This is a genomic window from Dokdonella immobilis (assembly GCF_900115085.1).
In the GTDB taxonomy this organism is placed as follows: Bacteria; Pseudomonadota; Gammaproteobacteria; order Xanthomonadales; family Rhodanobacteraceae; genus Dokdonella; species Dokdonella immobilis.
On sequence record NZ_FOVF01000054.1, the window covers coordinates 1 to 10,215 of the forward strand.

Genomic DNA, 10,215 nt, shown 5'->3' on the forward strand with positions numbered 1-10,215 from the left:
CGACCCGGCTGTGATCATCGATCGCGACGTGGACGCACTCCCACCCGGCTCCATCGACGTTGTCACGCGGGTTACCGGTTACACGATGGCCGGGGCGCACGATGCGACCGAGTTTCTTGATGTCCAGATGCAGCAAGTCGCCTGGAGCGGCGTGCTCATAGCGCTGCACAGGGGGCGGTGGGTCAAGTCGCGGCAGCCGATTCATGCCTTGGCTTGCCAGCCACCGCCGGACAGTCGAGACCGGCGCTTTGAGATGATCGGCGACGGCGCGGATCGTCCGACGCTCGCGGCGCAGTGACAGAGCGATCTGGCACTGCTCATTCGTAAGAGCCTTGCGCACACGGTGCGGCCGACCGGAACGATCAAACAAACCCATATCACCTTCGAGCCGATACCGCGCCAACCATTTGCGGGCGGTACGCGAGGAGATACCGGCGTCAATAGCGGCGGATTCAAGACCGTTGCGGCGGATACGGCTAACAAGGATCTTTCGACCTTGAGGCGTCAATCGGGCATTCTTGTGGATGTTCATCCGGCTCCCTGATGTTGGTACTGAAGTCTCGACAACCTCAGCTTCCATCACCACAGCCGGATGAACAACCTATCGAATCGCAACAGCTAGTGCGGCAGGGCGTAGGCCACCAGGTAGTCGCCGCGCGTGCTGTCGCCCTTGTAGCCACCGGCGGCGATGACCAGGTACTGGCGTCCGCCGACCGCGTAGGTCATCGGCGTGGCCTGGCCGCCCGCCGGCAATTTGACATCCCAGAGCAGCTTGCCGGTGTCGGTGGCGAAAGCGCGCAGGTGATCGTCGAAACTGGCGGCGATGAAGACCAGACCGCTGGCGGTGACGATCGGCCCGCCGAGATTGGGCATGCCGAGGTTCATCGGGACGACCGGGGTCAGACCGAGTGGAATGCGCCACTTGATCGTGCCGGTGGCCATGTCCACGCCGCTGAGGGTTCCCCATGGCGGCTTTACGCACGGGATGCCGAGCGCGGACTTGAAGGTCTGCCGGCGCATGCCATACGGGGTGCCGGCCTGGCGCGAAAAATCGAAATCGTCGTAGCGGCCGGATTCCGCCTGTGCCTTCAGCTCGTCGCGCGGGATCAGGGCGACCACGAACGGCAGATCCATGGTATTGGCAACGGCAATCTGGCGCTGCGGATCGAAGGCGATACCGCCCCAGTTGGAGCCGCCGGCATTGCCCGGCTGCATGATCGAGTCCTTGATGGCCGGCGGCTGGAACATGCCCTCGGAGCGCATGGCCTTGATGCGCTTCCTGCACGACAGCCAGTCGAACAGGCCGAGGCCCCAGGCATCGTCGACAGTCACCGGGCCCTGGCGCACCAGCCCCGGCGGCGCGACCGGAAACGGCTGGGTCGGCGATGGCTGCTCGCCAGGCACGGCATCCTGCGGCACCGCGCGCTCGACGATAGGAAACAGCGGCTCGCCGCTGTCGCGATCGAAGGTGTAGAGGAAACCGGTCTTGGTCGCCTGGATCACCGCGGCGACGCGGCGGCCATCGTGGTCGATATCGGCCAGGGTCGGCTGCGAGGCAAGGTCGTAGTCCCAGAGGTCGTGATGGACCAGCTGCCGGCCCCACTTCAGGCTGCCCGTTTCGCCGTCCAGGGCGACGATCGAATTGGCCCAGCGATTGTCGCCGGGTCGCTCGCCGCCGTAGAAGTCGGGGCTTGCCGAACCGGTCGGCACGAACACAAGATGGCGCTGCGGATCGACCGACAGCGGCGCCCATGCGTTCGCCGCGCTGGCCTTGGCGACGCCTTGCGGATCCCATTCGGCGTAGACCGGATTCGAGGCGTCACGCGGGATCGGATCCCAGCTCCAGACCAGCGCGCCGCTGCGTGCATCGAAGGCGCGCACGATGCCGAGTTCCTCGAGCACGGCGCGGTTGTCGCCGACCGACGAGCCGACGATGACCTTGTCGTCGAGAATGGCCGGCGGCGAGGTGACCAGATAATCGCGCCACTCATCGCCTTCCTCGAATTGCGAGCGCACATCACGCAGCAGGTTGACCGCACCGTGCTCGCCGAAATCGGCGCAGGGGTTTCCGTTCGCTGCATCGAGGGCGAGCAGGCGGCCATCGAGCGTCGGCGCGAAGATGCGCGCGTGGCAGGTCGCGTCGGGACCGTTGTCCGGATCGACCCACAGCGAAACACCTCGCGAGACACCATCGGAATAGTGCAGGTCCTTGCGGCTCTCGCTGGCATGGCGCCAGCGCAGCGTGCCGGTGGCCGCGTCCACGGCAACCACGTCGGTCGCGCTGGTGGTCAGGTAAAGAGTGCCTTCGTACAGGATCGGCGTCGCTTCGAATGCGGATCGGCGCCAGTCCTTGACCCCCTGGCCGAGTTCGCCGGTGCGGAAAACCCAGGCGACCTCGAGCTCAGCCACGTTTTCGGGCGTGATCTGCGTCAGCGCGGAATAGCGGCTGCCGCCGGAATCACCGCCATAGGCCGACCAGCCCGTGTCGACGGATTGCGCAGCGCTGACCGCGCAGGCCAGGACCATCGGCACGACTGCAATGAAGCGATTCTCCAAGACGGACTCCCGTGGGTGATCGCCGATGAAGTTAAGCCCCGGCCAGCACGGTGGGCCAGGCGTATGGGCCGAATCGCGTCGAATCCGGGATCAACCGCCCCGTACAGGCGACGATCCGCCAACCGGTACAACGGTCGGCCACCTGCAGATCGATGAGTTGCAGGTCATCATGGCGGCGCTTGCCAATCCGCGTTGTCGGGCCGGGCTGGGCAGGATGCCGGCCCATGCACCGAGTCAGCGCTTGCTGCGCCGGGCGGTTTTTTTCGTGGCCGGTCGCCGGGCCGGCTGTTTGACCGCCTTCGGGACATCGCCGATGACGCTCTTCACGGGGCACACCGAAAAAATCGGGCACTTCCTGCAGCCAACGGCCAGGGCGATCGGGCAAAGCGTCATTTTCTGTCCCCTCTGATGGGCGGTGGCCCGCTCGACTCATCCTTGCAGTCTACTCCCCGGCCAACAGTTGGGCTGCGCCGGACCCCGGAGGCGGCGCTGCGCCCTCAGTCCGGATCGAATCCGTCGCCGAAGATCAGGTCGGGATTGCCGAGGCCGCCGTCGATGTTGATGTTCTGGGCGCGAACTTCGCCACTCGATCCCGAAGCTTCCGCGGTCCAGGTGTAGGCCGCGAATCCGGCCGCGCTGATCGCCCCGGCCAGTCGACTCGCCGTGCGCGGACCGGTCGCGATGTCGACGACGTTGCCAGGCCACGCGAAACTGCCGTCGCTGGCCAGGCGTGCGACGTGGATCGGCATCGGACTTGGCGCATCGTTGCTGACCCAGGCGGCGAGCATGCCGCCGGGTACGGGCAGTGCACGCATCTGGGTCTGGTCCTGCGCCGCCAGCGCGACCAGCACCTTGCCGCCGGATCCCCACAGGCGCGCGCCGGTACTGTCGATGCGTTGGGCGTAAACGCCGATCTGGCCCTGGGTGAGGATGTCGGTCTCGCGCCAGAGCGCATAGATGTCGCCGCTGGTGGCGTCGTAGGCGCCGCTCGGCTCGACATGCGATTGCGCGGTGTCGGCCGAGGCTTCCACGCCATTTTGCGCGAACGCCGGAACGCCGCCCGCACTGACGTGCTGGACGCGCACGGTGCCGGCGTTGACGCCGACCGTGTACCAGGCGAAGACGGCGCCACCGGCGCCGTCTTCCAGGAAGGGCGGAAAGTAGCCCAGCTGCATCGCGCCGGAACTGCCATCGAAGATCTTCAGCGGCGAAGTTCCCCAGAGGTTGGCGCCGTCGGCGCCGGCAAACTTCTGTGCCCACAGTTCGCGATCGGCAAACGACAGCTGCGCCGACCACGACGCGATCACGTTGCCACTGATGTCGCCATGCAGATCGGCGAGGAAGAAGAACCCCGAGGCCGGCGTGACCGAAATGCCGCCGGCACCCCAGAGTGGCGCGCCGGCCTGGCTGAGCTTCTGCACGCCGAGCGCGCCGGCGCTGTCCGACCAGGCCGCTGCCGCTGCGCCATCGCTGGTACCGGTGATCTTCGGCGCATTGGCGCCGCCCGGATCGGCGGTCAGGAAGATGCCCGGATTGCCCCACAACGGCGCGCCGGCCGGAGAAATCTTCTGGGCCAGGATCTGCGCGGTGCCGCCGTTGTCGTTGTAGCGGAACGCCAGCAACGCATTGCCCGCGCTGTCGACGGCCAGGCCATAGTCCTGGGTCGAGGAGAAGTTTCGCGTGGCCACGACGATGCCGTTGTGCGCCCACTGTTCGACGCCGAGTGCATCGATGCGCTGCAGGCGCACGCTGTAACCACTGCTGGCGTCGAGCCAGCTGACATAGAAGCCGCCGTCATCGCGCGCGACGAGCTTGGCCTGGACCTGCTCGGCGGTGCCATCGGCGACGATCAGGTTCTGGGCCGGATCAACCGACCATTGGGCGAAACAGAAAGGCGCGCCGACGCCCAGGAAGGCGAGACCGATCCAGGAGGCGAAGCGTGAAAGGCTGAGCATGGCATCGGCTCCTGCGGCAGGACGAGGAAGGCGCCGCTCGATTGGTTCGCGACCCGCGCAGCGCAGAGGGCCACACTACGCCGACCGCTGCGCGTTTGCAGCATCCGGGGCAGGCCTGGGCACGGCTCCCGGAACTACGACGCGCCGCCAGGCGAATTCAGTCGCGAAAGAAATGCAGCGCCGCGCAGAGGCCCAGGCCGATTGCGTAGAGCAACCAGGTCCGGTCGACAAAGTAGGGATAGATCATCAGCGCGACGCCGATCGCGGCGGAACGCCAGTAGGCCTGTTTCGCCGCCCATCGGAACACCGCGAAGCCGGTAATGCTGAACACGACCAGGGCAAACAGGTTGGCGGGAGAAGGCATGATGGCCGAGCGTAGTCGAAGCGCGCCAGACGCACCACTGCCGGCTCCGATCGATCGGCCCGGTTCAACCCGGTGCGAAGATGTCCAGAAGGCCGGATCCGGATCGTCATCAGGATGGCGAACCGTTTCGCCGGGCACCACCACAAGGAGACGACTCATGCAGTACCTGTTGATGTTGTATGCCAACGAAGACGGCTGGAACGCGCTCAGCGAAGCCGAGCAGGCCGAGGGAATCGCCGCCTACGGCGCCTATGCCGAAGCGCTGCAGCAGGCCGGTATCCTGGCCGGCTCCAATCGGCTGCGTCCGGCAACGAGCGCGACCACCGTGCGCATCGTCGAGGGCAAACCGCGTGTGCAGGATGGTCCGTTCATCGAATCGAAAGAGGAAATCGGCGGCTACTACCTGATCGACGTGGCCGACCTCGACGCGGCGATCGCCTGGGCGGCGCGCTGCCCGGGAGCCGGACATGGCGTCGTCGAAGTGCGTCCGGTCTGGCAGATGTCCTGATGCGCGATCGCATCGGATGGGCCGGCGCGCAAGACTGATGGCCGGCGCCGCGCCCAATACGGCACGTGCGACCGCCGAGTCGGTCGCACGTGATTGTTATGGTCGATTGCTGGCGTTCCTTGCCGCCGGATTCCGCGATGTCGCAGCGGCGGAGGATGCACTCGCGGAGGCCTTTGCCAAGGCGCTCGAAGAGTGGCCAGTGCGCGGCGTTCCGGACAATCCGCAGGCCTGGCTGCTGACGGTCGCCCGGCGCAAACGCATCGACGGCATCCGCCATGAGCGCATCGGCGAGAACGTGATGTCGCAGCTGCAGGTGCTCGGTGATGCCGGGCACGAGTCGGCGGATCGTTTCGAGCTTCCGGATCGTCGCCTGGCGCTCTTGTTCGCCTGCGCCCACCCGGCCATCGACGAATCCATCCGGGCCCCGTTGATGATGCAGACCGTGCTCGGCCTCGACGCCACGCGCATCGGTTCGGCCTTCCTTGTTTCGCCGGCCGCCATGGCCAAGCGCCTCGGCCGGGCCAAGGACAAGATCCGCGAGGCCGGCATTCCCTTCCACGTGCCGGCGCGGGACGAACTCGATGGCCGCCTCGGCAGCGTGCTCGAGGCGATCTATGCCGCGTTTGCGGCCTCGTGGCCGGATCCGCTCGGTATCGAGACGGCGCGCAAGGACCTTTCCGACGAAGCCATCTTCCTGGCTCGTCTGCTGTTCGAGCTGCTGCCCGGCGAACCCGAAGTGGCCGGGCTGCTCGCCTGCATGCTCCACGCACATGCGCGGCGCCGAGCACGCCGTGACGGCGCTGGTTGCTACGTGGCCCTGGCCGACCAGCGCATCGACCTCTGGGACTTCGCAATGATCCGCGAAGCAGAATCGCTGCTCATCCAGGCGAGCGCATTTCGAGCGCCCGGCCGCTATCAACTCGAGGCGGCCCTGCAGTCGGCGCACGTCGAGCGTCGCCTGCGTGGCGTCGACAACTGGGCAGCGGTCCTGCAGCTCTACGACGCCCTGATCGAAGTGACCGGCTCGCCGATCGTCGCCATCAACCGCACCCTGGCCCTGGCCGAGGTTGAGGGTGTCGAGGCCGCGCTCGCGGCGCTGCCCGATCCGGGCAACGCGCCCGCGCTGACCGGCTATCAACCCTACTGGGCCGCCCGCGCCGACCTGCTCGCACGAAGCGGGGCCGCGGCTCAGGCGCATCAGGCCTATGAGATGGCGATCGGCCTGGAAACCGACGATGCGGTCCGTCTTTTCCTGCGCGAACGCCAGAGCCGTCTGGGTCGGGGCTGATCAGCCGAAACCAGGTCGTGGGCGGAGTCCCCTGTTGCCGGCATCGGTGCATGATTCGGGGACGGGACGCCGGAAGCTCATGCGAACCTGCGGCGGTGCGCAGAAGCGGGGCCGGGTTTGTCTGCCGGCAAGGCAACAAACCCGGCCCCCTGGTCGGCGATCCCGCCACCTGCACGCGGGAGGGAGTGGACGGCAGGGAAATCGCCAGACTCTCGATGGGATCGCATCAGGACCCATAAATACGACGGGCATCGTAGTAAGTCTGTCCGGGTGTGTCAACGCAGCGATGTTGGCGCCCGGAAACGATGCTTGCGGGTTCCAAAATCACGCGCCGGGACCTGAGGACGGAACGCGGTGGCTCGCCTGCGACATGGCTTCGGCAGACGGGCGCGCTGGCCCCCGCCCTCGCCCACCTGTAGTTTTGGCACAGGGACAGGCCGCGCCTGTCGGTCGGCGGAGTTGCGATGACCACCGAATCCGCTTTGCCTTCGCCAGCGCGCCGCGATGACCTTGCATCGCGCCTGTTCGACCTGGCTGCCGGCGACGAGGACGCACGCCTGTGCCGTGACATCCCTGACTCGCAGTGCAGCGAGCAACCGGGCAGCTTTGTTCGTCAGGTTATCGCCCAGGCCCTGAGCAAGACCGGCGACGTGCTGGCCGATCCCAAGGTGGTGCTTCCGTGGCTGCTCGGTGCGGTCGGGGCGCCGGCGTTCCTGCTCGGGCTGCTGGTACCACTGCGCGAATCCCTGGCCTTGCTCCCGCAGATGCTGGTCGGCGCGGTGATCCGACGTTTCCCGGTGCGCAAGGGCTTCTGGGCGGCCAGCAGTCTGGTCGAGGGCCTGTGCGTGATCCTGATGGGCGTGCTGGCGGCAACGGGCATGCGTGGCGCGCTTGCCGGCTGGAGCATCGTCGGTTTGCTGGCCCTATTCAGCCTGGCCCGCGGGGTCGCCTCGATAGCCGCCAAGGACACCCTCGGCAAGACCGTATCGAAAGGACGCCGCGGACGGGTCAGCGGCTACGCGGCGACCGCATCGGGACTCGTCGCGAGTCTGGCCGGCCTGTATCTGGCTCTGGGTCCCGCCGATGCGCGGCCGGAATGGCTGCTGTACGCGCTGCTGATGCTGGCTGGCGCGACCTGGTTCGCCGCTGCTGCGGTGTTCTGGTCGATCCGGGAATTTGCCGGCGCCACCGAGGGCGGGCGCAGCCTCGGCGACCTGATCGGCAGGCAGTTCGCCTTGCTCGCCAGGGACCGCGAACTGCGCAAATTCCTGCTGGCGCGAACCCTGATGATATCCACGGCGCTGGTCGGACCGGCCTATGTGAGCCTGGCCCAGCGCGACAGCGGCCAGCAACTCGGCGCGCTCGGCTGGCTGATCATCGCGTCCGGGCTTTCCAGCGCCTTGAGTGCGTCGTTCTGGGGCCGGCTTGCGGACCGCTCGAGCCGCCTGACCATGGGCCTGGCGGCGCTGCTTTGCGGCGCGCTCGGTATCGGCGTGCTGGCGATCCGGCACTGGCTGTCCGACTGGACCTCGGGGGGTCTCTTCTATGCGGTGGTCCTGTTCATCCTGGGCACTGCCCACGCCGGCGTGCGCATCGGCCGCAAGACCCAGCTTGTCGACCTGGCCAGCGGCGATCGCAAGAGCGACTACGTGGCCGTCAGCAATACCCTGATCGGCGTCCTGCTGCTGATCGGCGCGGTCACCGGTGTCCTGTTCGAATGCGGGCTCGAACTCGGCATCGGCGTGCTCTCGGTGATGGCCGTAGCCGGGGCGCTGCTCGCGATGACAATGAAGAACGTGCAGCAATAGGCCCCGAGGTGAACCTGCCGGAGCGCCTTCAATCGCAGCGGCCGGTCGGCGCCGTCAATCGGCTGGGCACCATCGCTCCTGACCGGATGCTGTCGAGCATCGGGCTGCTGCGCGGCGCAGGACAGCGGCCGGTCGCGGCCGTCCGCGAACGAGTGAGTTGCGATTGCGATCCGCCCGACCCGTGCGGCCCTGCGCGGTAGACATCATGAACTCCTTCCAGCGTCGTCGTTCCCGACTCAAGGATGCCCTACCCCGACGCGGGCCGACAATCCGCCGCCGCAGCACCCGTCGGTCCTTGAAAGCGGGCGGGTCCGGACAGAACTCTCGGCCATCCGCCCACCGAGCCGACCGAGGGTTGCCATGAGAGCCGCGCTGTATTCGAGAACAGGCCCCGCCGCCGATGTGTTGTCGATTGTCGACCGGGATCGCCCCGAACCGGGCGCCGGCGAAGTTCGCGTGCGTGTCGCCTGGTCGGGAGTCAATCCATCCGACACAAAGTCACGCGCCGGCAGTCGTTCTCCGATCATGCCGTTTCCAGAGGTCATTCCGCACAGCGATGGCGCCGGTATCGTCGATGCGGTCGGAGAGGGTGTCGACGGCCTGCGCCGAGGCGACCGCGTCTGGCTCTGGAATGCCGCCTGGGGGCGGCCATTCGGCACCGCCGCGGAATGGATCGTGGTGCCGGCGCGGCAAGCCGTCCTGCTGCCCGACAATGTCGCACTCGATGTGGGTGCCTGCCTTGGTATTCCAGCACTGACCGCGTGCCATGCGGTGAGCATGGACGGCGGTGTCGCCGGTCGTCGCGTGCTCGTCGCCGGCGGTGCCGGTTCGGTCGGCCACTACGCCGTGCAGATGGCCCGCCTTTGTGGAGCGCGTGAAATCTTCGCCACGGTCAGCTCCGAGGAAAAGGCCGCACTGGCCAAGTCGGCCGGCGCCGATCATGTGCTCAACTACCGCAGCGAAGACCTGGCCCAGCGCCTCCTCGAGCTGACCGGGGGCCAGGGCGTCGATCGCATCATCGAGGTTGATATCGCGGCCAATGCGAAAGCCGATTTCGAGATGCTCGCAGCGAATGGCGAGATCGTCGCCTATGGCAGCGGGAGGCCGGACGTCATCGTGCCGTTCGTGCCCGGCATATTGAAGAACATCCGCCTGTCGTTCTTCATCGTCTACCACCTGGGCGATGCCGATCGCGTGCGCGCCATCGGACAACTGACGCAATGGCTGCGGGCTGATTTGCTCAGCCACCGGATTGCCGCGCGCTTCGAACTCGATGCGATTGCCGATGCGCACGAACAGGTCGAGTCGGGCCGCGCCATCGGCAACGTGGTCGTCTCGCCATGGGCGCACGCCACGCGCCCGAGCTGAGCGGGTCCGCGCAGGGCCCAACCGGACTAGGGAGGGTCTGATCAAGTAGCAAAGTCGTCACGACGCCTGCCTGTGTGCAGATCGCGACGCGTCGACGCAGACAGACTGGCCGTCTTTCAAGTCGACGCAACAAAGATCTGCGCGCAGGCAGGCGTCGCCTAACGCATTGATTGCATCATGAAAAGGTGGCGTCCAGAAGGCTCCCCACATGCACCGCGCGCCTCGTCAAGGCCACCAGCCTTCACTTCGCCACGCGGCACATGTGGAAAACCTTCTGAACGCCATGACGACTTTGCTACTTGATCAGACCCTCCCTAGACTGTTCCGGAATTTCCGTGGAGCCTGCTCATGAACCGATGGATTCCCTG

Annotated in this window: 9 protein-coding genes; 5 read left to right on the plus strand and 4 right to left on the minus strand. The window is 66.8% G+C overall.

What is annotated here, in order from left to right:
* The coding region (locus BM125_RS20025) for a leucine zipper domain-containing protein (RefSeq protein ID WP_175498206.1) at window positions 1–532 on the minus strand (532 nt) is incomplete at its 3' end.
* An 86-nt stretch (window positions 533–618) separates the two neighbouring features.
* Window positions 619–2,556: a pyrroloquinoline quinone-dependent dehydrogenase gene (locus BM125_RS19225; protein ID WP_092411023.1), complete on the minus strand. Its 1,938-nt coding sequence runs from the start codon at window positions 2,554–2,556 to the stop codon at window positions 619–621.
* Window positions 2,557–2,581: 25 nt separating this feature from the next.
* Here BM125_RS19225 and BM125_RS20370 point away from each other — a divergent pair, with 25 nt between their 5' ends.
* A complete protein-coding gene (locus BM125_RS20370; RefSeq protein WP_175498207.1) occupies window positions 2,582–2,965 on the plus strand; it encodes a hypothetical protein in 384 nt (127 codons plus the stop codon).
* Between the two features lie 88 nt (window positions 2,966–3,053).
* Here the strand turns inward: BM125_RS20370 and BM125_RS19235 are convergent, their stop codons facing one another.
* Window positions 3,054–4,511, minus strand: coding sequence for a hypothetical protein (locus BM125_RS19235; RefSeq protein ID WP_092411027.1), 1,458 nt, complete (start codon window positions 4,509–4,511; stop codon window positions 3,054–3,056).
* A 157-nt stretch (window positions 4,512–4,668) separates the two neighbouring features.
* Window positions 4,669–5,034, minus strand: a complete 366-nt coding sequence (locus BM125_RS20520; RefSeq protein ID WP_217647931.1) for a hypothetical protein — start codon at window positions 5,032–5,034, stop codon at window positions 4,669–4,671.
* Between BM125_RS20520 and BM125_RS19245 the strand changes: the two genes are divergently transcribed.
* From BM125_RS19245 to BM125_RS19265, 4 genes are all read left to right on the plus strand, one after another.
* A complete protein-coding gene (locus BM125_RS19245) occupies window positions 5,033–5,383 on the plus strand; it encodes a YciI family protein (RefSeq protein ID WP_092411029.1) in 351 nt (116 codons plus the stop codon). The two genes, BM125_RS20520 and BM125_RS19245, sit on opposite strands and share 2 nt — an antisense overlap.
* A gap of 37 nt (window positions 5,384–5,420) precedes the next feature.
* On the plus strand, window positions 5,421–6,671 hold the full coding sequence (locus BM125_RS19250) for an RNA polymerase sigma factor (protein WP_092411031.1): 1,251 nt from the start codon (window positions 5,421–5,423) through the stop codon (window positions 6,669–6,671).
* Between the two features lie 464 nt (window positions 6,672–7,135).
* Window positions 7,136–8,479, plus strand: coding sequence for an MFS transporter (locus tag BM125_RS19255; RefSeq protein ID WP_092411033.1), 1,344 nt, complete (start codon window positions 7,136–7,138; stop codon window positions 8,477–8,479).
* A 360-nt stretch (window positions 8,480–8,839) separates the two neighbouring features.
* Window positions 8,840–9,847, plus strand: coding sequence for an NADPH:quinone reductase (locus BM125_RS19265; RefSeq protein ID WP_092411037.1), 1,008 nt, complete (start codon window positions 8,840–8,842; stop codon window positions 9,845–9,847).
* Window positions 9,848–10,215 lie beyond the last annotated feature (368 nt).

What these genes read in the sequence shown, in the direction of transcription:
- BM125_RS19250 (WP_092411031.1), top strand. Translation starts at nt 5,421, where the DNA reads ATGGCCGGCGCCGCGCCCAATACGGCACGTGCGACCGCCGAGTCGGTC.
- BM125_RS19245 (WP_092411029.1), top strand. Translation starts at nt 5,033, where the DNA reads ATGCAGTACCTGTTGATGTTGTATGCCAACGAAGACGGCTGGAACGCG.
- BM125_RS19255 (WP_092411033.1), top strand. Translation starts at nt 7,136, where the DNA reads ATGACCACCGAATCCGCTTTGCCTTCGCCAGCGCGCCGCGATGACCTT.
- BM125_RS19235 (WP_092411027.1), bottom strand. Translation starts at nt 4,511, where the DNA reads ATGCTCAGCCTTTCACGCTTCGCCTCCTGGATCGGTCTCGCCTTCCTG.
- BM125_RS20520 (WP_217647931.1), bottom strand. Translation starts at nt 5,034, where the DNA reads ATGAGTCGTCTCCTTGTGGTGGTGCCCGGCGAAACGGTTCGCCATCCT.
- BM125_RS20370 (WP_175498207.1), top strand. Translation starts at nt 2,582, where the DNA reads ATGAAGTTAAGCCCCGGCCAGCACGGTGGGCCAGGCGTATGGGCCGAA.
- BM125_RS19265 (WP_092411037.1), top strand. Translation starts at nt 8,840, where the DNA reads ATGAGAGCCGCGCTGTATTCGAGAACAGGCCCCGCCGCCGATGTGTTG.